The sequence below is a fragment of the Streptomyces sp. NPDC034111 genome, from assembly GCF_055575375.1.
Genome location: NZ_JBVIST010000001.1, coordinates 1096984 through 1121473, shown reverse-complemented (window position 1 = coordinate 1121473; position 24490 = coordinate 1096984). Strand labels below are relative to the sequence as shown.

Below are 24490 nucleotides of genomic sequence, written 5' to 3'. Positions count from 1 at the left end.
CCATGGGCCGCGCGCGGCTCGCCCGGTTGCACGGCATCGCCACGTCGTACGAACCCTCACCGGGCAGAAGCGTCCAGATCGCCGATGACACCGTTGTCGCCGTGCTCGCCGCGCTGGGCGTCGATGCCTCGACCCCGCACGCCGTACGCACCGCCCTGGCCGCGTACGAGGACGGCCCCGGCCGCGCCCTGCTGCCCCGTACCGTGGTCGCCCGCCCGGGCCGGCCACCTGACCTCGCGGATCTCCCCGACGGCACCGTCCTGCGGGTGGAGACCGAGGACGGGCAGACGGCAGGCGAGACGGACCGTGCGCACCGGAGCGGCCCCGACAGGCGGTTACCCGCCCGGCTGCCACTGGGCATCCATACCCTGCACGCCCGAGCCCCCGACGGCCGCAGCGCCCGCGCCCCGCTGATCGTCGCGCCCGACCGGGTGCCCGCACCGCCCGGCCGCAGCCACGGCTTCCTGGTGCAGCTCTACTCCCTGCTGTCCCGGCAGTCCTGGGGTATGGGGGACCTCGGGGACCTCGCCGACCTCGCCGCCTGGTCCGGACGCGCCCTGAGCACCGGTTTCGTCCAGCTCAACCCGCTGCACGCGGCGGTCCCCGGCCCGCCCACCGACCCCTCCCCCTACCGGCCCTCCTCGCGCCGCTTTCCCGACCCGGTCCATCTGCGCATCGAGCACATCCCGGAGTACGCCCAACTCTACGGCGCCGCCCGGTTACGGGCCGACGAGCTGGCCGCGCGGGCCCGTGCGCTGAGTGCCGGGGTGCTCGACGAGGGTGCGCTGATCGACCGGGACGCCGTCTGGGCGCTCAAGCGCGAGGCCCTGGAGCTGGTGTCGCAGGTCCCGCTCTCCCCGGGCCGGCGGGCCGCGTACTGCGACTTCCTCGCCGAGCAGGGCCGGGCGCTGGAGGACCACGCCACCTGGTGCGCGATCGCCGAGCAGCACGGTCCCGACTGGCGCGGCTGGCCCGCCGGGCTGAGTGATCCGCGGTCCCCGGGGACCGCCCGGCTGCGGCACCGGCTGATGGACCGGATCGACTTCCACTGCCGGCTCGCCTGGCTCACCGACCAGCAGCTGGCCGCCGCACAGCGGGCCGCGCGGGACGCCGGGATGGCCATCGGGCTGGTGCACGACCTCGCCGTCGGCGTGCACCCCTCCGGCGCCGACACCTGGGCACAGCAGGACGCCTTCGCCGCCGGTATGTCCATCGGGGCACCGCCCGACGCCTTCAACGCCCGCGGCCAGGACTGGGGCCTGCCGCCGTGGCGCCCGGACGCCCTGGCCGCCGCCGGCTACGCCCCGTACCGGGAGCTGCTGCGCGCACTGCTGCGGCACGCCGGCGCGCTGCGCATCGACCATGTGATGGGGCTGTTCCGGCTGTGGTGGGTCCCGGAGGGCCGGCCGCCGACCGAGGGCGCCTATGTCCGCTACGACGGCGAGGCGATGCTCTCGGTGCTCGCCCTGGAGGCGCACCGGGCCGGCTCCGCGGTGATCGGCGAGGACCTGGGCACCGTGGAGCCGGGGGTGCGCGAGGCGCTGGCGGAGCGGGGCGTGCTGGGGACCTCGGTGCTGTGGTTCGAGCGGGACTACGGCGGCCGGGAGAGGGCGGGGGACACGACGGACCCGGACGGCGGGTCGGCCGAGGGGGCGGTCCCGGAGAGCCCTGGGGCGTCCTCCGGGACGGCCCGCATCCTCGGCCCCGAGGAGTGGCGCAGCGCCTGTCTGGCCACCGTCACCACCCACGATCTGCCGTCCACCGCCGCCCGGCTGACCGGCGAGGACGTGGCCCTGCGCGCACGGCTCGGGCTGCTGGCCGGCCCGCCGGAGCGGGAGCGGTCCCGCGCCCGCTACGAACTCGCCGAGTGGCTGGGGGAGTTGACCCGGCGCGGACTGCTGCCGGAGGGTGCGGGCGACGAGGAGGCGGCGGTCAAGGCCGTACACCGGTTTCTGCTGCGCACCCCGGCCCGGATGGTCGGCGTCTGGCTGCCGGACGCCGTGGGGGACCGCCGTCCGCAGAACCTTCCGGGGACATGGGATGAATACCCGAACTGGCGGCTCCCGATCGCGGACCACGAAGGACGCCCGCAGACCCTGGAAGAGCTGGCCGCATCGCCCCGACTACACGCGCTGATGCGGGAATTGTCGAACGGTAAGCGCTGAGCCGCGCTGCGCATCCGGCGCTGCCGACACCCTTCCGGTACGCCGTGGCCTCCGGCACCATGCCCTGGACACCATCCAGACATCCGACCATTCGAGCTGCCCGTCCCGCACTCCCATGGATCGGCGAGTTGGAGGGAACCATGGCACCCCGCAGCACCCGGCGGACCCTGTGCGCGCTCGCGCTCACCGCGGCCGCCGCGCTCGTCCCCGTCCAGAGCTCCCCGGCCCGGGCGTCGTCGGCCGCCGGCCCCTGCGACCGGCCGGTACGCCCCGCCTCCCAGATGACGGTCGAGCCCTGCGACACCCCGGACCGCGTCATCGAGAAGGCCGCCCACACCGTCCCCAACAAGGGGCAACTCGCCTGGCAGCGGCGGGAGGTGACCGCCTTCACGCACTTCGGTATGAACACCTTCACCAACCGCGAATGGGGCTCCGGCACCGAGGACGAGAAGCTGTTCGCGCCGTCCCGTATGGACATCGACCAGTGGATGCGCGCCTACAAGGCGGCCGGCGCCGAGCAGGTGATGCTCACCGCCAAGCACCACGACGGCTTCGTCCTCTACCCGAGCCGCCACACCCCGCACTCGGTCGCGGCCGCGCCCGGCCGTCCCGATGTCGTCGGCGCGTACGTCCGGGCCGCCCGCCGGGCCGGACTGAAGGTCGGCATCTACCTCTCACCGTCCGACGGCGCCGAACTCCCGCACGCCTGGCACGCACAGTGGGTCGAGGAGATCCGCAGGAAACAGCAGGAGGGCAAGCCGCTCAGCCTGCCCGAGCGGGTCGCCCTGGAGGACGCCGGCCACACACCGCGCGGCCTGGGCCGGTTCGGCAACGGCAGCAAGGTCACCGAGCGCACCGTCCCCGCCCTCGTCCCCGGCGACGACCGCACCGCCGCCGTCCGCAGCGGCCGGCTCCCCGTCTTCCGCGTCCGCGCCGACGACTACAACGCCTACTACCTCAACCAGGTCTACGAGTTGTTCACCCGGTACGGTCCCATCGACGAGCTGTGGCTGGACGGCGCGAACCCGTGGGCGGACTCCGGCATCACCCAGAAGTACGCCGTCAGCGAGTGGTTCCGGCTGATCCACCGGCTCTCCCCGGACACCGTGGTCTTCGCCGGGCCGCAGGGTGCCCGGTGGGTCGGCAACGAGAACGGCATCGCCCGGGAGACCGAGTGGAGCGTCACCCCGTCCGCCGAGGACCCGTGGACCGTGATGGCCGGCGGACTGCCCAACGACTCCACCGACCCCGACATCGGCTCCCGCGCCAAACTCCTCGCGCCCACCACCAAGTACCTCCAGTGGTACCCGGCCGAGGCCGATGTCTCGCTGCGCCCGGGCTGGTTCCACCACCCCGGCGAGCGGCCCAAGACGCCGGGACAGCTCATGGACGTGTACGAGAAGAGCGTGGGCCGCAACGCCTCGCTGCTGCTGAACGTCCCGCCCGCCAAGGACGGCCGGATCGCCGCCGAGGACGTCGCCGCGCTCACCGCCTTCGGGACGGCCGTACGCGAGACCTACGGCAGCGAGGTACGGGCGGCCGGGCCGGGGCCGTGGACCTTCGACCGGATCGGGCTGGGTGAGGACATCCGGCACGGCCAGCGGGTCGAGCGCTTCACCGTACGGGCGCGCAGCGGCGGGACCTGGACGACGGTCGCGCAGGGCACCACCATCGGGCACCGGCGGATCCTCGCGCTGCCGCATCCGGTGACCGCGGACGCGGTGCGCGTCACCGTCCAGGAGGCGCGGGGGCGGACCTACCTCTCGCCGGTCACACTGCACCGCAGCCGTGGCACGGGGGGATGAGGCACCCGTTGCGCTCCGCGGCCGGGGCGCCAGGGGACTGAGGCGCCCGTTGCGCTCCGCGGCCGGGGCGCCAGGGGACCGAGGCGCCCGTTGCGCTCCGCGGCCGGGGCGCCAGGGGACCGAGGCGCCATTGCGCCACCCCGGGCGCGCGGGGCGGCGGGGCGTCCGATATTTTGACTCCGTGAGCCACAAGGTCAAGAAGAATGCCCTGCGCGCCGGAACCATCACCGCCGGCACCGCGCTGATGCTGATGATGTCGTCCCCCGCGTTCGCGCTCATCCCCGACGACGGTGACGACCCCGGTCCGGGCATCGGCGTGGCCGAGACGCTCGGCCTTTATGTCGTTGCCCCCATCGTGCTCTTCCTGGTCATCGCCGGACTGGTCGTCCTCGGTGACAAGTCCGGCAAGCAGTCCAAGTCCAAGGGCTGACTTCCCTGGCGGCCCCCTGAGCGGGGTCCCCAGGGTCCGGGGCCGTCCCGAACGCCGGCCCCCGCGACGCCTCAAGGGCGCCGCTCGGTTACAAGAACCGAGCGGCGCCCTTTGTCGTACCCGGATATTTCCGCAGGTGAAAAACGGGTTGCGAGGTGGCTATCGCGCAATTTTCGGCCGATTTGAGCGGCCGGAACGTTTAACCGCTCCTAACCTACGATGACGTAACCTACGCAGCCGTAGGTCAAACCTACGGCCCCGTAGGTCATCGTCCCCGCAGGAGTTCCCCCGTGACCATCGCCCCCGCCCGCCATAACGGAGAGCGCGGCCAGGCCGCCTGGAGCGACGCCCAGCTGCTCTACGCACTCGAAGAGGTCGTCGAGAAGGAACTCAACCGGCACCTGAAGGTCGCCAAGGAGTGGATGCCGCACGAGTACGTCCCCTGGAGCGACGGGCGGAACTTCCCCGGCGTGCTGGAGGACGGCGAAGCCTGGGCGCCCGAGCAGTCCAAGGTCAGCGACATCGGCCGGATCGCCCTCGTGGTCAACCTCCTCACCGAGGACAACCTCCCCAGCTACCACCACGAGATCGCCACTCTCTTCGGGCGCGACGGCGCCTGGGGCACCTGGGTGCACCGCTGGACCGCCGAGGAGGGCCGGCACGGCATCGTGATGCGCGACTACCTGCTCACCAGCCGGGCCGTCGACCCCGACGAGCTGGAGCGGTTCCGCATGGCCCATATGTCGGAGGGCTTCGAGTCCGACAACGGGCACAGCATGCTGCACTCGGTGGCGTACGTCGCCTTCCAGGAGCTCGCCACCCGGATCTCGCACCGCAACACCGGCCACCACTCTGGCGACCCGGTCTGCGACCGGATGCTGGGCCGGATCGCCGCCGACGAGAACCTCCACATGCTCTTCTACCGCAACCTCCTCGGTGCCTCGTTCGAGCTCGCCCCCGACCAGACCATGTGCGCGGTGCGCGATGTGGTCACCGGCTTCCGGATGCCCGGCCACGGCATGCCCGGCTTCGAGCGGGCCGCCGCACGGATGGCCATCGGCGGGATCTACAACATGCGGATCCACCACGACGACGTGCTCCAGCCGGTGCTGCGCTACCTCAAGGTGCTGGAGATCAGCGGTCTGGGCCCGGCGGGTCTGGCGGCGCAGGAGGAGCTGGGGCTCTTCATGAACGGTCTGGACGCCCAGGCGCGCAAGTTCGACGAGCGGCAGGCGGCCATCCTCGCCCGCCGGCAGGCCCGCAAGTAGGAGCCTGCGAGTAGCGTCCCGCGGGCAGCGTACGGGCAGGCCCGTACGCTGCCCGCATGGCCGACTGGGACATCAAGAAGCTGCGCATCCTGCGCACCCTCCAAGAGCTGGGCACGGTCACCGCGACCGCCGAGGCGCTGCACATGACGCCCTCGGCGGTCTCCCAGCAACTGACCGGGCTGGCCAAGGCGCTGGGGGTCACGCTTCTTCAGGCCCACGGCCGGCGGGTGCGGCTGACCGACGCTGCGCAGCTGGTGCTGCGGCACGCCGAGGCGGTCTTCGCCCAACTGGAGCGCGCGGACGCGGAGCTGCTCGACTACCTCCAGGGTGAGGCGGGCGAGGTCCGGGTGGGCGCGTTCTCCACCGCCATCCCGGCGCTGGTGGTGCCCGCCGTCCAGGGGCTGCGCCGTAACCGTCCGGGCCTGTCGGTGGCCGTACGGGAGGCGGAGGCGGAGGCCGCGTACGAGCTGCTGGCGGAGGGCAGCGTCGATCTGGCGCTGTCGCTGGCGGCGCACGCCCCCACCCCGCGCGACCCCAAGTTCAGCCGGGTCACGCTGCTCGCCGATCCGCTGGACGTGGCGCTGCCGGCCGGGCATCCGCTGGCCGGTGAGCCCGGGCTGCGGCTGGCCGACCTGGCGGGCGAGCCGTGGATCTTCGGCAGCAGCGGGCCCTGGTCGCAGATCACCACCGCCGCGTGTGAGAACGCCGGGTTCGTGCCCGAGCAGGCGCACGCCGCCGCCGACTGGAGCGCGATCTGGGCGATGGTCGCGGCGGGGATGGGGGTGGCGCTGGTGCCCCGGATGGCGATGGCGGGCGGGCTCGGCGCGCTCGGCCGTGAACGGGGCGGCGCCGTCGCGCTGCGGGTGCTCCACGCCGACCAGCCGCGCCGCCATGTGGTGGCGGCCGTCCGGCGCGGCTCCGAAGGGGCGCCTGGGCTGTCCCGGGTGCTGGCCGCGCTCCGGGAGGCGGCCGCCGCCGCGGCGCGGGCGGACGCGCAAGCCGGCTGAAACCGCGCCGCATCGACAGCCAACCATTCAGCTTGGCTGAACATAAAGTCCAAAAACTTTCGATGGACCTGTGGGGTGCTCCGCTGCGACCGTGGACCGGTCCGCACCACCCGACACCTCGAAGGGCAGCGATGACCACCACCCCGGCCGCCGACACCACTGATCCGCACGCCAACGACGCCGACCCGTACGGTGGCGGAGACCCCTACGCCGACTACCGCGGCGGGGACTTCCCCTTCACCTCGCTCGTCGATCTCGCCGACCGCCGCTTCGGCGCCGGAGTGATCGCCGCGAACGACGAGTTCTTCGCCGAGCGGGAGAACCTGCTGAAGCCGGGCCCGGCGGTCTTCGACCCCGAGCACTTCGGCCACAAGGGCAAGATCATGGACGGCTGGGAGACCCGGCGCCGCCGCGGCACCGACGGTGACCACCCCTTTCCCGCCGACGACGAGCACGACTGGGCGCTGATCCGCCTGGCCGCCCCCGGCGTGATCCGCGGCCTCATCGTCGACACCGCCCACTTCCGGGGCAACTACCCGCAGCAGGTCACCGTCGAGGCGACCGCGCTGCCCGGCAGCCCCGGCCCCGGAGAACTCCTCGCCGACGACGTGAAGTGGGAGGAGCTGGTCCCGCGCACGCCGGTCCGCGGCCACGCCGCCAACGGCTTCGAGGTCACCGTCGAACGCCGCTTCACCCACCTCCGCCTCAAGCAGCACCCCGACGGAGGCATAGCCCGCCTCCGGGTCCACGGCGAGGTCGTCCCGGACCCGGAGTGGCTCGATGTGCTCGGCACCCTCGACCTGGCCTCCGTGCTGCACGGCGGCACCGTCGAGGACGCCTCCGACCGCTTCTACTCCTCGCCCACCCAGATCATCCAGCCCGATCTGTCCCGCAAGATGGACGACGGCTGGGAGAACCGCCGGCGCCGGGTCAAGGGCACCCACGACTGGGTGCGCTTCCGTCTCGCCGCGCAGGGCGAGATCCGCGCGGTGGAGATCGACACCGCCTACCTCAAGGGCAACTCCGCGGGCTGGGCCGCGCTGTACGGCTGTGACGCGGAGTCGGCGGACCCGGCGGACGGTGCGTCCTGGTTCGAGATCCTGCCCCGCACCAGGCTCCAGCCCGACACCCCGCACCGCTTCGCCCTGCCGCGCCGGGTCACCGCCACCCACGTACGACTGGATGTGTTCCCCGACGGCGGCCTGGCCCGGATGCGGCTGCACGGCGATCTCACCGAGACCGGCCGCGCCGCACTCGTCCGCCGCTTCGACGAGCTCAGCGGCTGACCGGTCCCTCGGCTGCCGGGCCCCGTAAGGCGAAGGGCCCGGCAGCCGGCGATCCGTCCGCGACCCGCGACTACTCCGCCGCGCCGGCCGCCGCGTCCGCCGCCCTGGCCTTCAGGGCCCGCTCGATGCCCGCGCGGGACTCGGTGACCAGCCGGCGGAGCGCCGCGCTGGGCTCGGCCGAGGCCAGCCAGGCGTCCGTGGCGTCCAGCGTCTCCTGGGACACCTGGAGCGAGGGGTAGAGGCCGACCGCGATCTGCTGGGCCATCTCATGGCTACGGGAGTCCCAGATGCCCTTCACCACGTCGAAGTACTTCGCGGTGTACGGCGCCAGCAGCTCCCGCTGGTCGGTCTGCACAAAGCCGCCGATGACGGCCTCCTGCACGGCGTTGGGGAGCTTGTCGGACTCCACGACCGAGGCCCAGGCCTCCGCCTTCGCCTCCGCGGTCGGACGCGCCGCCCGCGCGGTGGCCGCATGCCGCTCGCCCGCCGAGGTCTTGTCCCGCTCCAGCTCCGCCGCGATGGCCTTCTCGTCCGCCCGGCCGGTGGCGGCCAGCCGCTCCAGCAGCGACCAGCGCAGCTCGGTGTCCACGGCCAGCCCTGCGATCTCCTGGCTGCCGTCCAGCAGGCCCTGGAGCAGGTCGAGCTGGGCGTCCGTACGGGCCGACGCGGCGAACGCGCGGGCCCACGCCAGCTGGTGGTCGCTGCCCGGCTCGGCCGCCCGCAGGTGCTCCAGCGCCGCCTCGGTCCAGGCCGCCAGACCGCTCTCGCGCCACTCCGGTGCCGCATACAGATCCAGCGCCAGCTTCACCTGGCGGTGCAGCGACTGCACGACGCCGATGTCGGACTCCTTGCCGATGCCCGACAGGACCAGGGACAGATAGTCACGGGTGGCCAGTTCGGCGTCCCGGGTCATGTCCCAGGCCGACGCCCAGGACAGGGCGCGCGGCAGCGACTCGGTGAAGTCCCCGAGGTGCTCGGTGACGACCTTCAGCGACTCCTCGTCCAGGCGGACCTTCGCGTATGACAGATCGTCGTCGTTGAGGAGGACGACGGCCGGCCGCGGCGTGCCCACCAGCTGCGGTACGGCGGTCAGTTCGCCGTCCACGTCCAGCTCGATCCGCTCGGTGCGGACCAGCTTGCCGTCCTGCAAACGGTACGCGCCGATGGCGATCCGGTGCGGCCGCAGAACGGGCTCGCCCTTCGCGCCGGCCGGCAGCGCCGGGGCCTCCTGCCGGACCGCGAACGCGGTGATCACACCGTCCGCGTCCACCTCGATCTCCGGCCGCAGAATGTTGATACCGGCCGTCTCCAGCCACTTCTTCGACCAGGTCTTCAGATCGCGGCCGGAGGTCTCCTCCAGCGCGCCCAGCAGATCGCTCAGCCGGGTGTTCCCGTAGGCGTGCGCCTTGAAGTACGTCTGCACGCCCTTGAAGAACTCCTCCATGCCGACGTACGCGACCAGCTGCTTGAGGACGCTGGCGCCCTTGGCGTACGTGATGCCGTCGAAGTTCACCAGCACATCGTCGAGATCCCGGATCTCGGCCATGATCGGGTGCGTGGACGGCAGCTGGTCCTGCCGGTACGCCCAGGTCTTCATGGAGTTGGCGAACGTGGTCCACGAGTGCGGCCACTTCGAGCCCGGCGCGTAGGCCTGGCAGGCGATCGAGGTGTAGGTGGCGAACGACTCGTTCAGCCAGAGGTCGTTCCACCACTCCATGGTGACCAGGTCGCCGAACCACATGTGCGCCAGCTCGTGCAGGATCGTCTCGGCGCGCACCTCGTACGCCGCGTCCGTCACCTTCGAGCGGAAGACGTACTGGTCGCGGATGGTCACCGCGCCCGCGTTCTCCATCGCACCGGCGTTGAACTCCGGCACGAAGAGCTGGTCGTACTTCGCGAACGGGTAGGCGTAGTCGAACTTCTCCTGGAACCAGTCGAAGCCCTGCCGGGTGACCTCGAAGATCGCGTCCCCGTCCAGGTGCTCGGCCAGCGAAGGCCGGCAGTAGATCCCCAGCGGCACCGTCCGCCCGTCCTTCTCATACGTGCTGTGCACGCTGTGGTACGGGCCCACGATGAGCGCGGTGATGTACGTCGAGATCCGCGGCGTCGGCTCGAACCGCCAGACGGTGCCGTCCTCGCCGCCCGGCTGCGGCGTCGGAGAGTTGGAGATCACCGTCCAGCCCTGCGGCGCCTTCACGGTGAACTGGAAGGTCGCCTTCAGGTCCGGCTGCTCGAAGGACGCGAACACCCGCCGGGCGTCCGGCACCTCGAACTGCGTGTAGAGATAGGCCTGCTCGTCCACCGGGTCGACGAACCGGTGCAACCCCTCACCCGTGTTCGTGTACGCGCAGTCCGCGACGACCTTCAGCTCGTTGCGGCCGGCCCGCAGCCCCGCCAGCGCGATCCGCGAGTCCTTGAACACCTCGCCCGGATCCAGCGCCTCGCCGTTGAGCACCACTTCGTGCACGGCCGGCGCCACCAGATCGATGAACGAGTCGGCACCCGCCTCCGCGGCATCGAAACGCACCGTCGTCGCGGACCGGTACGTACCGCCCTCCTGCGCACCGGAGAGGTCGAGGTCGATCTCGTACGCGTCCACGGTCAGCAGTCGCGCCCGCTGCTGCGCCTCGTCGCGGGTCAGATTCGTGCCAGGCACCAGGTCATCTCCTCGTAAGCGTCCTCGTATGCGGCGTTTCCGTCATCCTTCCACGGTCAGCTGTCCGGGAGGGGGGTGGTATGTGAGGCAGCACGCTGAGTAGCGTCAGGACATGAAGATCAGCGTGAGCCTGCCGGAGGAGGACCTCGCCTTCCTCGACGAGTACGCGACGAGAACAGAAGCCGGGTCCCGGTCCGCTGTGATCCACACCGCCATCGCGCTGCTGCGCGTCGCAGAGCTCGAGGCGCAGTACACGGAGGCCTTCGAGGAGTGGGACGCGAGCGAGGACGCGGCCCTGTGGGAGCGGACGAGCGGGGACGGAATCGCCGGTGAGGCGAGGTGACATCCACCTGGGTGGGAGATCGATACCGCGATCCGGCGGCAACTGGCCCTCTGACCGGCGGCCGACTGCGCCGTCGGAATCCCGCCGGCGTGCAGCGCGCCCGCGGCCGACGCTGGACGCATGACGACTCCTATGACGGTTTACGCCCCGCTTCCCATCCCGCCCGCCACGCTCAAGGAACTCCGCGACACCGATGACGCCGGGCGGCCGGCCGCGCCGTACCTCGCGCGCGAGGACGGGGCGCCGGTGGACTGCGTCGGCAGTCTGGCGCGCTGTTGTCTGCGGGCGATCCGGGCAGAGGAGCCGGTCGCGCTGGTCTCGTACGCGCCGCTGCGGCGCTGGGCGCGGGAGAGCGGGGCCAGGCCCGGGGCGTACGACGAGCAGGGGCCGGTGTTCATCCACGCCGAGGAGTGCGGCGGGCCGGACGGGCGCGCCGAGGGATATCCGATGGCGCGGCCGGGCGCACTGCGTACGCTGCGGCGCTACAACGCCGGTGGACAGATCACCGGCGGCCGGCTCCTGGAGATCCCGGAGGCCGCGGAAGCGGCGATCGATGCCGCCCTGGACGAGGCCTTCGCCGACCCGGAGGTGGTGCTGGTGCACGTACGGGCCGTGGAGTACGGCTGTTTTCTCTACGAGGTGCGGCGGAGCTGACCGCCGGCGGCCCGGGAAAGGCCCGGAAAAGGCCGGGGCCCGTACGGAGAGCAATTACTCCGTACGGGCCCCGGCCTGCGGTGGTGCGGTCAGCCGCGCAGCTCCGCTGCGACCAGCTCCGCGATCTGGACGGCGTTGAGCGCCGCGCCCTTGCGGAGGTTGTCGTTGGAGAGGAACAGCGACAGGCCGTGCTCGACGGTCTCGTCGGCGCGGATGCGGCCCACGAAGGAGGCGTCCTGGCCGGCGGCCTGGAGCGGGGTGGGGACCTCGGAGAGGGTGACGCCGGGGGCGCCGGCCAGCAGCTCCTGCGCGCGGGCGGGGCTGATCGGACGCGCGAAACGGGCGTTGACCTGGAGCGAGTGGCCGCTGAAGACCGGCACGCGGACGCAGGTGCCGGACACCTTGAGCTCCGGGATCTCCAGGATCTTGCGGCTCTCGTGGCGGAGCTTCTGCTCCTCGTCGGTCTCGCCCAGACCGTCGTCGACGATCGAGCCGGCCATCGGCAGCACATTGAAGGCGATCGGGCGGACGTACTTGTCCGGCGCCGGGAACTCCACGGCCGAGCCGTCGTGGGTCAGCTTGGTGGCGTCCTGCTCGACGGCCTTACGGACCTGGCCGTCCAGCTCCTCGACACCGGCCAGACCGCTGCCGGAGACCGCCTGGTAGGTGGAGACGACCAGCGAGACCAGCCCGGCCTCGTCGTGCAGCGGGCGCAGCACCGGCATCGCGGCCATGGTCGTGCAGTTCGGGTTGGCGATGATGCCCTTGGGGCGGTCCGTGATCGCGTGCGGGTTGACCTCGGAGACGACCAGCGGGACCTGGGGGTCACGACGCCAGGCCGAGGAGTTGTCGATCACGACGGGGCCCGCGTCGGCGACCTTCTCCGCCAGCGCCTTGGACGTCGCGCCGCCGGCCGAGAAGAGGACGATGTCGAGCCCGGAGTAGTCGGCGGTGGCCGCGTCCTCGACGGTGATCTCGGTGTCCTGCCACGGCAGCGTCCGTCCGGCGGACCGGGCCGAAGCGAACAGCCGCAGCTGCTCGACCGGGAAGTTCCGCTCGGCGAGAATGCCCCGCATCACGCCGCCGACCTGTCCGGTGGCTCCGACGATTCCGACCCTCATGGGACTCCTTCTTTCTGGCCTGACATAGGTGTCTGCTCAGAACACCTGCTCAGTAGTGCCTCCATCATGTGTGTGACACCCGTCGCCTTGTCCAATCCATTCCATTCTGTGGAGGGTCGCGGGGCGCGAGGAGCGCGGACCGTCGCCGGTCGGGTACGGAGTGTGCCGGGCGCGCGGCGGTGAGTGAGGGGGATACCCCGCAGAGTGAACGCGCGGTGACCGCCGTTCGCACCCCCGGGCAGGGCTCCATGACCGGCCGGTGGCCGGCGGCTCCCTGTGCGGTGATGGGTTCTCCGCGTTGCGGTGGTGTTCACGCGCAGGTCACCCCCGGTGCCAACCATCCCTGGTGACAGGGCAGTTGTCGTGCCCTGGCCGCCTTCGCGTTCGCACCCGGGGAGCCTCGCGTATGTCCCGTATCCGGTCCGCCGCCACTCTCGACCGCCGTACGTTCCTCGCCGCCACCGGTGCCGTGGGCGCCGCCACCGGAATCGGGCTGACCTTCGGCGTCGGCCCCGACCGGGCGGCGCAGGCCGCCACCGTCGCACCCGGCCCGGCCCCCGCCGCGCCGGTGTCCGTCGAGGCCCCCGCCGTGCCCCGGGTGCCGTACACCAGGGGCACCACCCTCGGCAGCGTCTCCTCCCCGCGCGGCAGCGGTGGCTACCGCCGGCTCGCCGACGGCCCCGCCTGGGACCGGGTGGTGCGCGCCGAGCTGGCCACCGCGCACGGCGGCCGCGAGCGGCGGCGGACCGCGCTGGCGTCCTTCGTGCAGTTCACCGATCTGCACCTGGTCGATGTGCAGAGCCCGCTGCGCTACGAGTATCTGCGCGCCGAGACCGCGAGCGCCTGGCGGCCGCAGGAGGCGCTGTCCGTGGCCGGCGTGGTCTCGCTGATCGAGCGGGTCAACGCGCTGCCCGGCGGGCCCGCCACCGGCGCCCCGCTGTCCTTCGTGATGACCACCGGCGACAACACCGACAACAACTCCAAGCTGGAGCTGGAGTGGTTCCTGACCGCGATGAGCGGCGGCCGGATCACCCCCAACTCCGGTGACCCGCGGCGCTACGAAGGTGTCCAGGACAGCGGACTGAAGCTGTACTGGCAGCCGGACAGCCCGCTGCGCGACGCCGACAAGAAGCTGGGTTTCCCGCAGCTGCACGGGTTCCTGGACGCCGCGATCCGCACCGTGCACAGCCCGGGGCTGCGGCTCCCCTGGTACTCGACGGTCGGTAACCATGACTCGCTGCCCGGCGGCTGCTACGCCCCCGGAGACCCCTTCTGGACCGAACTCGCCACCGGCGGCCGCAAGCTGGAGACGCTGCCCGCCGCCGAGGCCGCGAAGGTCTGGACGGCGGTCAAGAACGGCCTCGACCCCAAGGGCGAGGACTTCAAGCGGCTGCTGAAGACCCACGCCAAGCAGGCCAGGAGGATCACCCCGGACCCGCGCCGGGCCCCGTTCACCCGCGCCGAGTACCTGCGCGCCCACCTGGACCCGGCGCACAAGGGCCCCGGCCCGCACGGTCACGGCTACACCGCGGCGAACCTGGCGGAGGACCGCCTCTACTACACCTTCCGGGTCTCCGACGACGTCCTGGGCATCAGCCTGGACACCACCGACCCCGGCGGCCACTACACCGGCTCGGTCGGCGAGGCGCAGCTGCGCTGGCTGGAGCGGACGCTGAAGGCGAACGAGAAGGGCGAGAAGGCGCATGTCCTGGTCTTCAGCCACCACACCAGCAAGACCATGAACAACACCCGTCCCGACCCGGCCCACCCGAACGAGAAGCGGTACGGCGGTGCGGAGCTGGTCGAGCTGCTGGCCGCCCACCCGAGCGTGGTCGGCTGGATCAACGGCCACAGCCACAAGAACGACATCACCGCGCACGGCAGCTTCTGGGAGGTCTCCACCGCCTCGCACATAGACTTCCCGCAGCTGGCCCGGGTCATCGAGCTGGTGGACAACCACGACGGGACGCTGTCGCTGATCACGACCCTGGTCGAATCGGCCGCCCCGCACCGCACGGACTTCACCGACCTCTCGCAGACCGGGCTGGCCGCCCTCTACCGCGAGCTGTCCTTCAACGCCCCCGAGGCCCGTACGGACCTGGTGGGCACCGCCCGGGACCGCAACGTCGAGCTGCTGCTCAAGCGGCGCTGACGGACCGGACCGGACCCGGGTCTCAGCGCGGCAGTACCACCACATACGCGCCGGGTCCCCGGTCCGGTGCCGCCATCAGCGCCGTACGGACCACCGCGGCCTGTTGCTCGGGGGCTCTGCGCAGGGTGCGCGGCAGACAGCGGACGACGGTGATGCCCAGCCGCTCCAGGTGCTCGCGCTTCTGGTCGAAGGCCGAGTGCAGCGGGTCGTCCTCGGGGCGCGGCGCACGGGTGTCGATCTCCATGGCCACCGAGTGCTCCGGCCAGAACGCGTCCACCCCGCCGAGGTGCGGCCCGCCCGGCAGCCGCAGTTCGACGTTCCACAGCGGCTCGGGCAGCCCGTGCTCGCGCACCATCGCATAGAGCTGCTGCTCGGCCCGTGCCCGGCCCTCGGCGAGCAGGGTGTCGACCGCGTCGACCACATGGGGCCGGGTCAGCAGCCGGGCCCGGCTGAGCTCGCGGACCACCGCGGCCGCCTCGCAGTGCCCGCCGCGTACCGCCTCGGTCAGCAGCCGGCGTACCGCCGAGGCCTCGCCGATCCCGGCGACCGCGTCCGCCAGCGCCCGCGGCACCGGCGCGGTCAGCACCCCGGTGACCTCCTGCGGGACGGGCAGGTCGGCCGCCCGCACGATCTGTACGAAGCCGGTCGAGCGCAGCCGCCGGGTGCGCGGGACCAGTACCTCGATCCGGTCCAGGGCGAGCAGCGGGGGAGTCTCGGAGAAGCCGTGCAGGGCGAGCGCGGCCGGACCGGTGATCATCGCTGCCGGGGCGTCGCCGGCGGGGGAGCCCTGCCGGGGCACGGTCGGCCCCCGCTGCGTGGCGTACAGCAGCGCCGCGTGCAGCCTTTCCTCGCTGGTGGGCGGGCCGGGATGGAGCAGATAGACGCCCGGGAGGACCTGTTGCCAGCAGCCGCCGGGGCGGCAGCGCTCGGTGAGCTCCGCCGCCGGGACGCCGTGCTCGCGCAGTTGACGGGTGGTCAGCACCCGGCAGCGGAGTTCGGTGAGGTGGTGGAGGGGGAGGGGGGAGAGCGGGGTTTCGTGGTTCATGCCTGGGCGATTCCCGCGCACGATCCTCCCCCTAACCGCTGTTACACGCCCGTATCACAAACCGGACAATCCTGGGCTAAAGTACGGGCGTTCGACTGCCGAAAAAGGCTGGTCGCACCGGTGGTTACGGCCGTGTCCCGGCTCCGGCGTCACAAGCCTGTGCGCGCAGCGCCCGGGCGAGATCGTCGCGCTCCTCCAGCACCATCCGGCGCAGCGCGGGCGCCGCCTGCGCGTGCCCCTCCAGCCAGGCGTCCGTGGCGTCCAGCGTGGACTGCTCCACCAGCCACGCCGGGAACAGCCCGCGCACCACGTCCATCGCGATCTCGATCGACCGCTCCTGCCACACCCGCTCGATCGCCGCGAAGTAGCGCGGTGCGAACGGCGCCAGCAGTTCACGCTGCCCGGGCTGCGCGAACCCGGAGATGGTCGCCTCCACCAGGGCGTTGGAGAGCGCATCGGACTCCACCACGTCCGCCCAGGCCTGCTCCTTGACCCCGGCCGAGGGCCGGGCCGCCAGGCAGCGCACCTGGTGGCGCTTGCCGGACGCGGTGTCGTCACGGGCCAGCTCCGCGGCGATCACCGCCTCGTCCGCGACCCCGTGCGCGGCCAGCGGCTGGAGAAACGCCCAGCGCAGCTCCTGGTCCACCTCCAGGCCGTCGATCTTCGCCGTACCGTCCAGCAGACCCTGGAGCAGCTGGAGGTCGGCGGGCGTGGCGGCGATCGCGGCGAAGTGCCGGGCCCAGGTCAGCTGATGACCGCTGCCGGGCGGGGCCAGCCGCAGTTCACGCAGCGCGCCCTCGGCCAGCTCACGGGCGGCGAGCTCCCGGCGGTCCGGTGCGGAGTAGTGCTCCAGCGCCGTCTCGGCCTGGCCGTGCAGCGACTGAAGTACGCCGATGTCGGTCTCCTGGCCGGCGAACCGCCGCACCAGATCGAGGTAGTCGCGGGCCGGCATCAGCCCGTCACGGGTCAGACCCCACAGCGCGGCCCAGCACAGCGCCCGCGCCATCGGGTCGGTCAGCTCGCCGAGGCGGGCCCGCAGGGTGGCCAGCGATCCCTCGTCGAACCGCACCTTGCAGTACGTCAGATCCTCGTCGTTGACGAGGATCAGCTCGGGCCGCTCCAGCCCGGCCAGCTCCGGCACCGCGGTCCGCGGGCCGGCCACATCCACCTCGGCGCGGGCGTAGCGCACCAGCGCGGTACCGCCCTCCTGGCGGCGGTAGAGACCCACCGCGACCCGGTGCGGGCGCAGCTCAGGGTGCCCGGGCGCCGCCTCCTGGAGGATGCCCAGCTCGGTGATCCGGTCCTCGGCGTCATAAGTGACCTGCGGGGTCAGCGCGTTGACGCCCGCGGTCTCCAGCCAGGACCGCGACCAGGCCGTCATGTCCCGCCCGGACGTCTCCTCCAGCACCGTCAGCAGATCCGCGAGCCGGGTGTTGCCGTACGCATGCCGCTTGAAGTAGCGCCGCGCGCCCTCCAGGAAGGCGTCCTGCCCGACATAGGCCACCAGCTGCTTGAGCACCGCGGCGCCCTTGGCGTACGTGATGCCGTCGAAGTTGAGCTTGGCGTCCTCCAGGTCACGGATGTCGGCGGTGACCGGGTGGGTGGAGGGCAGCTGGTCGGCGCGGTAGGCCCAGGACTTACGGCGGTTGGCGAAGGTGATCCATCCGTTGGTGAAGCGGGTCGCCTCCACCAGCGCGAAGGCGCCCATGAAGTCCGCGTAGGACTCCTTGAGCCACAGGTCGTCCCACCACTGCATGGTCACCAGGTCGCCGAACCACATGTGCGCCATCTCGTGCAGGATGACGTTGGCCCGGCGCTCGTAGGACGCTTCGGTGACCTTCCCGCGGAAGATGAACTCCTCGCGGAAGGTGACACAGCCCGGGTTCTCCATCGCGCCGAGGTTGTACTCGGGCACGAACGCGGTGTCGTACTTCCCGAAGGGGTAGGGGAAGTCGAAGTGGTCGTGGAAGAAGTCCAGGCCCTGCTTGGTGACGGTGAACACGTCATCCGCGTCGAAGTGCTTGGCCAGCCCCTTGCGGCACAGCGCGCCGAGCGGGATCTCCAGCTCGGTGCCGTCCTCGAAGGTGCGCCGGTAGGTGTCGGAGACGAAGTGGTACGGGCCGGCGACCACAGCGGTGATGTAGGTGGAGATCGGCTGGGTCGTGGCGAACCGGTGCCTGCCCTCCTCGGCTTCGCCCTCCTGGGCGCCGTTGCTCAGCACCACCCACCCCTCGGGCGCGGTCACCTCGACGGTGAACGGGGCCTTCAGGTCGGGCTGTTCGAAGTTCGCGAAGACCCGGCGGGCGTCGGCCGGCTCGTACTGCGTGTAGAGGTAGACCTCGCCGTCCTCGGGGTCCACGAAGCGGTGCAGACCCTCGCCGGTGCGGCTGTAGGCGCACAGCGCCTCGACGACCAGGGTGTTCTCGGCGGCCAGGCCGTCCAGCGTGATCCGGGTGCCGTCGAAGACCACGGCCGGGTCCAGCTTCCGGCCGTTGAGGGTGACGGAGGTGACCTCAGGTGCCAGCAGATCCGCGAAGGTCGAGGCGCCGGGCTCGGAGCAGCGGAAGCGGATGGCCGTACGGGAGAGGAAGGTGGCCGCGTCGGCCCCCTGCCCGACCGCTGAGCGGACATCCAGTGCCACGTCGTAGCCGTCGACGCTCAGCAGCCGGCCCCGCTGACGTGCCTCGTCCCGGGACAGATTCTCACCTGGCACGACGTGACTCCCTCGTCCTCGTCTCGAATATCGAACACGGGGAATCATGGCACGCCCGCCGACGGTTGAACCGTCCGCGTAACAGCACGTCCGATAACCGACGCCGCACCGCTCTCATGAGGAGACCAGACCCGTGTCCGACACCGCGAAGACCCCGGCAGACTTCTGGTTCGACCCCCTGTGCCCCTGGGCCTGGCTGACCTCCCGCTGGATGCTGGAGGTGGAGAAGGTCCGCCCGGTCGAGGTGCGCTGGCATGTGATGAGCCTGGCGGTCCTCAACGAGGACAAGCTCGACCAGCTGCCGGAGGAGTACCGCGAGAACATGCGCCCCGGCGGCAAGGCCTGGGGCCCGGTCCGTGTGGTGATCGCCGCGCAGCAGCTGCACGGCGACGAGGCCGTCGGCAGGCTCTACACCGCGCTCGGCACCCGCTTCCACAACGAGGGCCTCGGTGTGAACCCCGAGAGCATCGCCGCCGCCCTCGACGACGCGGGCCTGCCCGCCGATCTGATCGAGTACGCCGACAAGGACACCTACGACGCCCAGCTGCGCGCCTCCCACAAGGCGGGCATCGACCTGGTCGGCCAGGAGGTCGGCACCCCGGTCATCGCGGTCCCCGGCTCCGACGGCGACCAGATCGCCTTCTTCGGCCCGGTCGTCACCCCCGCCCCCAAGGGCGAGGAGGCCGCCAAACTCTGGGACGGCACGCTGATGGTGGCGTCCATCCCCGGCTTCTACGAGATCAAGCGGACGCGTACCCAGGGGCCGATTTTCGACTGAGGGCCCTTCCGGCCGCACCCATGGGAGCGCCCCCGCACGTATCGGACGTGCGGGGGCGCTCCGTTCTTCCGCCTGCCCGCGTGAAGGGTGAGAAGACGATCACGAGGCAGGACGTGTGAGGGCCGCTACGGCGCCAGCAGCAGGTTGTTCGCGCGCTCCTTGGCGGCGGCGTACCGCCTGGCCACGTCCTGCCAGTTCACGACCTGCCACATGGCCTCGATGAAGTCCACCTTCTGGTTCTTGTACTGGAGGTAGAAGGCGTGCTCCCAGGCGTCGAAGACCAGGATCGGCACCGAGCCCTGGCCGACATTGCCCTGGTGGTCGTAGATCTGCTCGACGATCAGCCGGCCGGTGACCGGCTCGTAGGCCAGCACGCCCCAGCCGGAACCCTGGGTGGTGGCCGAGGCCTTGGTCAGCTGGGCCTTGAACTTGGCGAACGAGCCGAAGGATTCGGCGAGCGCGTCGGCCAGCTCGCCCACCCCGTCCTTCTCCAGCGGCTCACCGCCGCCGTCACCGGTCATGTTGTGCCAGTAGATGCTGTGCAGGATGTGGCCGGAGAGGTGGAACGCGAGGTTCTTCTCCAGGCCGTTGATGCTGCCCCACTGGTCCTTGTCGCGCGCCTCGGCGAGCTGCTCCAGGGTGTCGTTCGCGCCCTTCACATACGCCGCGTGGTGCTTGTCGTGGTGCAGCTCGATGATCTCGGGGCTGATGACCGGGGCCAGTGCCGCGTAGTCGTAGGGGAGTTCCGGAAGTGTGTAGGTCGCCATGCCGATCCCGCCTCCAAGCTGCCTCAAAGCAGTAGTTGCAAATAATGTGCAAGAGCACGCTATCAGCAGCAGTGATCATCGGAGGGGCGCGCTGGCCGGGCTGGTCCCAAAGACGGAGGCGGGGCGGGACCTCGGAAGGAGGTCCCGCCCCGCCTCAGGGGACTACGGGTGGGTGGGCGCTACTGCCGCGCCGCCCCCACGCCCTTGAGGGCCCGCTGCCGCACCAGCCCGATCGCGGCCAGCACCACCCCGAAGCCACCGGTGAACAGCAGCTGGATGCGCTGGTTCTCGTCGCGCAGCATCAGCAGCAGCACCACCACGATGCCGGCCAGCGCCACCCACGTCAGCACCGGGAAGGCCCACATCCGCACGACCAGCTTCTCGGGCGCCTCGCGCTCCAGCTGTCGCCGCATCCGCAGCTGCGCGACGGCGATGAAGCCCCACACCACCAGGACGGCCGCGCCGACCATGTTCAGCAGCCACTGGAAGAGCGTGGTGGGCCACAGGAAGCTGAACAGGACCGCCAGGAAGCCGAAGGCGGAGCACATCAGCACCGCGCGGCGCGGCACCCCGCCGCTGACCTTCCCCAGGAAGGCCGGGCCCTGGCCGCGGGAGATGAGCGAGTACGCCATCCGCGAGGAGCCGTAGAGGTTGGCGTTCACCGCGGAGAGCAGCGCGACCAGGATGACCACGTTCATGATCTGGCCGGCCGCCGGGATCTTGAGGTAGTCCAGGACCGCCACGTACGGTCCGGACTTGGCGATCGAGGGGGCGCTCCACGGAATGACGGTGACGATGACGGCCATCGAGCCGACGTAGAACAGGGCGATCCGCCACATCGCGGTGCGCACCGCGCTCGCCACACCGCGCACCGGGTCCTTGGACTCGGCGGCCGCGATGGTGACCGTCTCCAGACCGCCGTACGCGAAGACCGACGCCAGCAGACCGACCATCAGGCCGTCGACGCCCTTGGGGAGGAACCCGCCGTCGCCGGTGAGGTGCGTGGCGCCCGGCGCATGGGTGCCGGGCAGCACACCGAAGATCGCCAGCACGCCCAGGACCAGGAAGAGGGCGATCGCCGCGACCTTCAGAGCGGCGAACCAGAACTCGAACTCACCGAAGTTGGAGACCGCGGCCAGGTTCGTGGCGGTGAAGATCACCATGAACAGCAGCACCCACATCCAGGGCTCGGTGCTCGGGAACCACTGGTGCATCACATCCGCGGCGCCCAGCGCCTCGGCGGCCACCGCCACACACAGCAGCGCGGTGAACATCCAGCCCACCGTGAAGCCGGCCCACGAACCTATGGAGCGCTCGGCGTGCACGGAGAAGGAGCCGGAGGCCGGGTTGGCCGCGGCCATCTCACCGAGCATCCGCATGACCAGCATGACCAGGGCGCCGGAGACCGCGTAGGCCAGCACGATCGACGGGCCGGCCGCCGCGATGCCCTCCCGCGAGCCCACGAACAGACCCGCGCCGATCACGCCGCCCAGGGCGATCATGGAGAGATGGCGCTGCTTGAGGCCGTTGGACAGTGCGGGGCCACTATCGGGGCCGGTGCCCTGGATCGCGCTGTGCTCATGCGCGGGCGCGGCGGACGAGGGTGTCCGATTCATGTCGTACCTGTCCCAGTAGGTGAGAGCGGAGCAAGGCGATACTGCGTTCTCCCGAGGCCGCGACCGGCGCTACGGTGCTGCCGGTCCCCCCGGACCTCTGCCGGGGCAGTGGGTCGCGCGGGGGCTGCCGACGGCGCAACTCCGGGATCCTCGGCAAAGCTGGCTCAGTTTGGGCGCCGGTGTCCGCTCAGGGCAACAGTTGTGCAGCGAATGTTCGGTATTCAGACGTGATCGTCACCGTGCGTGTCTGATTCATCGTCGATTACGACTCCCGGTGAGGCCCGTACGGCGGTCGGCTCAGCGCCGCGCACGGCGCTGCCGCAGCTCCCGTACACCCGCGACGAGCAGTACCGCACCCGTCGCCCCGGCCGACCACAGCAGCTGGGGACGGGCGGTGTCATCGGTCAGCATCAGCACCAGGACACCCGCCATCCCCAGCAGCGCCGCCCACGTCAGATACGGGAACGCCCACATCCGCAAGGCGGGTTCCCCGGCCGCCTCGCGTTCGATACGCGGACGCAGCAGCAGCTGGGAGACCGCGATCAGCCCCCAGACGAACAGCAGTACCGCACCCACCGCGTTGAGCATGTAGAGGAAGACCGAATCCGGCCATTTCAGATTCAGCAGCACGGAGACGAACCCGAAGGCCACCGACGCCAGCACCGCCCGCCGCGGCACCCCTCCCGACACCTTCAGCAGCGCCCGCGGCGCCTCGCCCCGCTCGGCCAGCGAGAACACCATCCGCGACGAGCCGTACAGATTGGCGTTCAGCGCGGACAGCAGCGCCACGAACACCACGATGTTCATGATCTGGCCGGCGCCCGGCACCCCGATGCGGTCCAGCACCGCCACGTACGGGCTCTCGCCCGGCCGCAGCGACGACCACGGCAGCAGCGCCACGATCACCAGCATCGAGCCGACGTAGAAGAACAGGATCCGCCACACCGCGCTGCGCACCGCCCGGCCCACCGCACGCGCCGGATCGTCCGACTCGGCCGCGGCGATGGTGACGACCTCCAGCCCGCCGAAGGCGAACACCACCGCCAGCACCCCGGAGATCACCCCGGCCCAGCCGTGCGGCAGAAAGCCGCCGTGCCCGGTGAGGTTCGCCGTCCCGACCGGATCCGTGTCCGGCAGCACCCCGAAGATCGCCAGCAGGCTCAGCACGAGGAACAGCACGATCGCGGTGATCTTCAGCGCCGCGAACCAGAACTCGAACTCCCCGAAGTTCTTCACCGCGGCCAGGTTGGCCACCGTGAACACACACATGAAGATCAGCACCCAGCCCCACTGCGGCACCGCCGGCACCCAGCCCTCGGCGATCTGCGCCGCGCCGGTCGCCTCCACGGCCAGCACCACGACCAGCAGGAACCAGTACAGCCAGCCGACGCTGAAACCGGCCCAGCGGCCCAGCGCCCGCTCCGCGTGCACCGAGAACGCCCCGGAGGCCGGCATCGCCGCCGACATCTCACCGAGCATCCGCATGATGAGCATCGCCAGCGCGCCCGCGATCAGATACGAGAGCACGATCCCCGGCCCGGCCACCGCGATCCCCGCACCGGACCCCACGAACAGGCCGGCGCCGATCACCCCGCCCAGCCCCAGCATCGTCAGATGGCGCTGTTTGAGCCCCGTGGACAGCGGCTCCTTCTCGCCGGCGCCCGCACCGGGCGCGGTCGGCCCGGCGGTGGTCGGTGTGTCGTGCATCGGCTCGTGACTCTCGCAGGGGGAGGGGCGGCGGGGCCGCCGGTGTTTGGGGGAACCCCACAGGAGCACCGCGGGGCGGACCCAGTGTCGCCGCACCTCGCGCGCTACCACAAAACCGGCGTCCCGCAGCGGCCCCGGCCGTGATGAGCATCACGTGACCTGCGAAGACGCCAGATGCCCCAACAAGCCCGGGCAGCGCGGCGGTTGTTCGGAACTCTCCAAGCCGGCCGGTGCGGCTTTGTCGCCGCCTCACGATGATCGCTCCCGGTCCCCTGGACTAACGTCATCGCGACCCGACCTGTCCCGATCCCTCTCACCCTCGCGGAGCCCCGATGAGCACTGCCGCTCTCCACCGCCCCGGTACCGTCCTCGCCGACCTGCTGCCGGCCGCCTCCACCGCCACCCGCGCCCGCGTCCGCGACGCCGCGCTGGTGGCCGGCGGCGCCGTGCTCACCGGTGTCGCGGCCCAGATCGCCGTCCCGGTCCCCGGCTCCCCGGTCCCGGTCACCGGCCAGACCTTCGCCGCCCTCCTGGTCGGCGCCTCGCTCGGCACCGGCCGCGGTCTGCTCTCGCTCGCGCTGTACGCCCTGGCGGGCATGGCGGGCCTGCCCTGGTTCGCCGGCGGTGCCTCCGGCGCCGGCGGCGTCACCTTCGGCTACATCGTCGGCATGCTGCTCGCCGCCGGCCTCGTGGGCGCGCTGGCCCGCCGCGGCGGTGACCGCGGAGTGCTGCGCACCGCCGCCACCATGGCCGCCGGCACGGCCGTGATCTACGGCGTCGGCGTCCCCTACCTCGCGCTGAGCACCGGGATGTCCCTCGGCCAGGCCGTCGCCGCGGGGCTGGTGCCGTTCCTGATCGGTGACGCCCTCAAGGCCGCGCTGGCGATGGGCGCCCTGCCGACCGCCTGGAAGCTGGCCGGCCGCCGCGGCTGACCACCCCGCACGACAAGGGCGGGCCCGCACCTTCCCGGTGCGGGC

At 71.6% G+C, this 24490-nt stretch carries 18 protein-coding genes; 11 read left to right on the top strand and 7 right to left on the bottom strand.

Annotation, left to right across the window (positions count from 1 at the left end; genetic code table 11):
• The first annotated feature begins 2 nt into the window (after positions 1 to 2).
• From malQ to alc, 6 genes are all read left to right on the top strand, one after another.
• Complete coding sequence (gene malQ / locus ACZ55A_RS04970) at positions 3 to 2165, top strand: 4-alpha-glucanotransferase (protein WP_468833642.1); 2163 nt, start codon at positions 3 to 5, stop codon at positions 2163 to 2165.
• Between the two features lie 140 nt (positions 2166 to 2305).
• The gene (locus ACZ55A_RS04965) at positions 2306 to 3970 is read left to right on the top strand and encodes an alpha-L-fucosidase (RefSeq protein WP_468833636.1); all 1665 of its coding nucleotides are present in this window, start codon (positions 2306 to 2308) and stop codon (positions 3968 to 3970) included.
• Positions 3971 to 4151: 181 nt separating this feature from the next.
• The gene (locus tag ACZ55A_RS04960) at positions 4152 to 4400 is read left to right on the top strand and encodes a hypothetical protein (protein ID WP_468833629.1); all 249 of its coding nucleotides are present in this window, start codon (positions 4152 to 4154) and stop codon (positions 4398 to 4400) included.
• 290 nt (positions 4401 to 4690) lie between these two features.
• Entirely contained in the window at positions 4691 to 5668 is a 978-nt protein-coding gene (locus ACZ55A_RS04955; protein ID WP_468833621.1) for an acyl-ACP desaturase, read from the top strand.
• A 56-nt stretch (positions 5669 to 5724) separates the two neighbouring features.
• Complete coding sequence (locus tag ACZ55A_RS04950; protein WP_468833614.1) at positions 5725 to 6675, top strand: LysR family transcriptional regulator; 951 nt, start codon at positions 5725 to 5727, stop codon at positions 6673 to 6675.
• A 131-nt stretch (positions 6676 to 6806) separates the two neighbouring features.
• The gene (gene alc / locus ACZ55A_RS04945; RefSeq protein ID WP_468833608.1) at positions 6807 to 7961 is read left to right on the top strand and encodes an allantoicase; all 1155 of its coding nucleotides are present in this window, start codon (positions 6807 to 6809) and stop codon (positions 7959 to 7961) included.
• A 70-nt stretch (positions 7962 to 8031) separates the two neighbouring features.
• Here the strand turns inward: alc and pepN (ACZ55A_RS04940) are convergent, their stop codons facing one another.
• Complete coding sequence (pepN, locus tag ACZ55A_RS04940; RefSeq protein WP_468833603.1) at positions 8032 to 10617, bottom strand: aminopeptidase N; 2586 nt, start codon at positions 10615 to 10617, stop codon at positions 8032 to 8034.
• A gap of 112 nt (positions 10618 to 10729) precedes the next feature.
• Here pepN (ACZ55A_RS04940) and ACZ55A_RS04935 point away from each other — a divergent pair, with 112 nt between their 5' ends.
• Both ACZ55A_RS04935 and ACZ55A_RS04930 read left to right on the top strand, forming a co-directional pair.
• Positions 10730 to 10960 carry a ribbon-helix-helix domain-containing protein gene (locus tag ACZ55A_RS04935; protein WP_468833597.1) on the top strand — a complete coding sequence of 77 codons (231 nt, stop codon included), beginning with the start codon at positions 10730 to 10732 and terminating at the stop codon, positions 10958 to 10960.
• Positions 10961 to 11092: 132 nt separating this feature from the next.
• Complete coding sequence (locus ACZ55A_RS04930) at positions 11093 to 11614, top strand: DUF1203 domain-containing protein (RefSeq protein WP_468834673.1); 522 nt, start codon at positions 11093 to 11095, stop codon at positions 11612 to 11614.
• An 89-nt stretch (positions 11615 to 11703) separates the two neighbouring features.
• Here ACZ55A_RS04930 and ACZ55A_RS04925 read toward each other — a convergent pair whose 3' ends face one another.
• The gene (locus ACZ55A_RS04925; RefSeq protein ID WP_468833590.1) at positions 11704 to 12735 is read right to left on the bottom strand and encodes an aspartate-semialdehyde dehydrogenase; all 1032 of its coding nucleotides are present in this window, start codon (positions 12733 to 12735) and stop codon (positions 11704 to 11706) included.
• Between the two features lie 406 nt (positions 12736 to 13141).
• Between ACZ55A_RS04925 and ACZ55A_RS04920 the strand changes: the two genes are divergently transcribed.
• Positions 13142 to 14887, top strand: coding sequence for a TIGR03767 family metallophosphoesterase (locus tag ACZ55A_RS04920; protein WP_468833582.1), 1746 nt, complete (start codon positions 13142 to 13144; stop codon positions 14885 to 14887).
• A gap of 22 nt (positions 14888 to 14909) precedes the next feature.
• On the opposite strand, the gene ACZ55A_RS04915 is transcribed toward ACZ55A_RS04920, so the two are convergent.
• Together ACZ55A_RS04915 and pepN (ACZ55A_RS04910) are read right to left on the bottom strand one after the other, a co-directional pair.
• Positions 14910 to 15932 carry a hypothetical protein gene (locus ACZ55A_RS04915; protein ID WP_468833577.1) on the bottom strand — a complete coding sequence of 341 codons (1023 nt, stop codon included), beginning with the start codon at positions 15930 to 15932 and terminating at the stop codon, positions 14910 to 14912.
• Between the two features lie 124 nt (positions 15933 to 16056).
• A complete protein-coding gene (gene pepN / locus ACZ55A_RS04910; RefSeq protein ID WP_468833572.1) occupies positions 16057 to 18645 on the bottom strand; it encodes an aminopeptidase N in 2589 nt (862 codons plus the stop codon).
• 133 nt (positions 18646 to 18778) lie between these two features.
• Here pepN (ACZ55A_RS04910) and ACZ55A_RS04905 point away from each other — a divergent pair, with 133 nt between their 5' ends.
• Positions 18779 to 19423 (top strand): mycothiol-dependent nitroreductase Rv2466c family protein, encoded by a 645-nt coding sequence (locus tag ACZ55A_RS04905; RefSeq protein ID WP_468833565.1) that lies wholly within the window; start codon positions 18779 to 18781, stop codon positions 19421 to 19423.
• Between the two features lie 125 nt (positions 19424 to 19548).
• On the opposite strand, the gene ACZ55A_RS04900 is transcribed toward ACZ55A_RS04905, so the two are convergent.
• The 3 genes from ACZ55A_RS04900 to ACZ55A_RS04890 all read right to left on the bottom strand — a co-directional run bounded on the left by ACZ55A_RS04900 (position 19549) and on the right by ACZ55A_RS04890 (position 23513).
• Complete coding sequence (locus ACZ55A_RS04900; protein ID WP_468833560.1) at positions 19549 to 20190, bottom strand: superoxide dismutase; 642 nt, start codon at positions 20188 to 20190, stop codon at positions 19549 to 19551.
• Positions 20191 to 20369: 179 nt separating this feature from the next.
• Positions 20370 to 21806, bottom strand: a complete 1437-nt coding sequence (locus tag ACZ55A_RS04895) for an amino acid permease (protein WP_468833554.1) — start codon at positions 21804 to 21806, stop codon at positions 20370 to 20372.
• 297 nt (positions 21807 to 22103) lie between these two features.
• Positions 22104 to 23513 carry an amino acid permease gene (locus ACZ55A_RS04890; protein ID WP_468833547.1) on the bottom strand — a complete coding sequence of 470 codons (1410 nt, stop codon included), beginning with the start codon at positions 23511 to 23513 and terminating at the stop codon, positions 22104 to 22106.
• A gap of 332 nt (positions 23514 to 23845) precedes the next feature.
• Here ACZ55A_RS04890 and ACZ55A_RS04885 point away from each other — a divergent pair, with 332 nt between their 5' ends.
• Positions 23846 to 24445 carry a biotin transporter BioY gene (locus ACZ55A_RS04885; RefSeq protein ID WP_468833542.1) on the top strand — a complete coding sequence of 200 codons (600 nt, stop codon included), beginning with the start codon at positions 23846 to 23848 and terminating at the stop codon, positions 24443 to 24445.
• Positions 24446 to 24490 lie beyond the last annotated feature (45 nt).

Bases quoted from the DNA above. Each gene is read 5' to 3' on its own strand.
- malQ (WP_468833642.1), top strand. From the start codon at position 3: ATGGGCCGCGCGCGGCTCGCCCGGTTGCACGGCATCGCCACGTCGTAC.
- ACZ55A_RS04965 (WP_468833636.1), top strand. From the start codon at position 2,306: ATGGCACCCCGCAGCACCCGGCGGACCCTGTGCGCGCTCGCGCTCACC.
- ACZ55A_RS04950 (WP_468833614.1), top strand. From the start codon at position 5,725: ATGGCCGACTGGGACATCAAGAAGCTGCGCATCCTGCGCACCCTCCAA.
- alc (WP_468833608.1), top strand. From the start codon at position 6,807: ATGACCACCACCCCGGCCGCCGACACCACTGATCCGCACGCCAACGAC.
- ACZ55A_RS04935 (WP_468833597.1), top strand. From the start codon at position 10,730: ATGAAGATCAGCGTGAGCCTGCCGGAGGAGGACCTCGCCTTCCTCGAC.
- ACZ55A_RS04930 (WP_468834673.1), top strand. From the start codon at position 11,093: ATGACGGTTTACGCCCCGCTTCCCATCCCGCCCGCCACGCTCAAGGAA.
- ACZ55A_RS04925 (WP_468833590.1), bottom strand. From the start codon at position 12,735: ATGAGGGTCGGAATCGTCGGAGCCACCGGACAGGTCGGCGGCGTGATG.
- ACZ55A_RS04920 (WP_468833582.1), top strand. From the start codon at position 13,142: ATGTCCCGTATCCGGTCCGCCGCCACTCTCGACCGCCGTACGTTCCTC.
- ACZ55A_RS04915 (WP_468833577.1), bottom strand. From the start codon at position 15,932: ATGAACCACGAAACCCCGCTCTCCCCCCTCCCCCTCCACCACCTCACC.
- ACZ55A_RS04900 (WP_468833560.1), bottom strand. From the start codon at position 20,190: ATGGCGACCTACACACTTCCGGAACTCCCCTACGACTACGCGGCACTG.
- ACZ55A_RS04895 (WP_468833554.1), bottom strand. From the start codon at position 21,806: ATGAATCGGACACCCTCGTCCGCCGCGCCCGCGCATGAGCACAGCGCG.
- ACZ55A_RS04890 (WP_468833547.1), bottom strand. From the start codon at position 23,513: ATGCACGACACACCGACCACCGCCGGGCCGACCGCGCCCGGTGCGGGC.
- ACZ55A_RS04885 (WP_468833542.1), top strand. From the start codon at position 23,846: ATGAGCACTGCCGCTCTCCACCGCCCCGGTACCGTCCTCGCCGACCTG.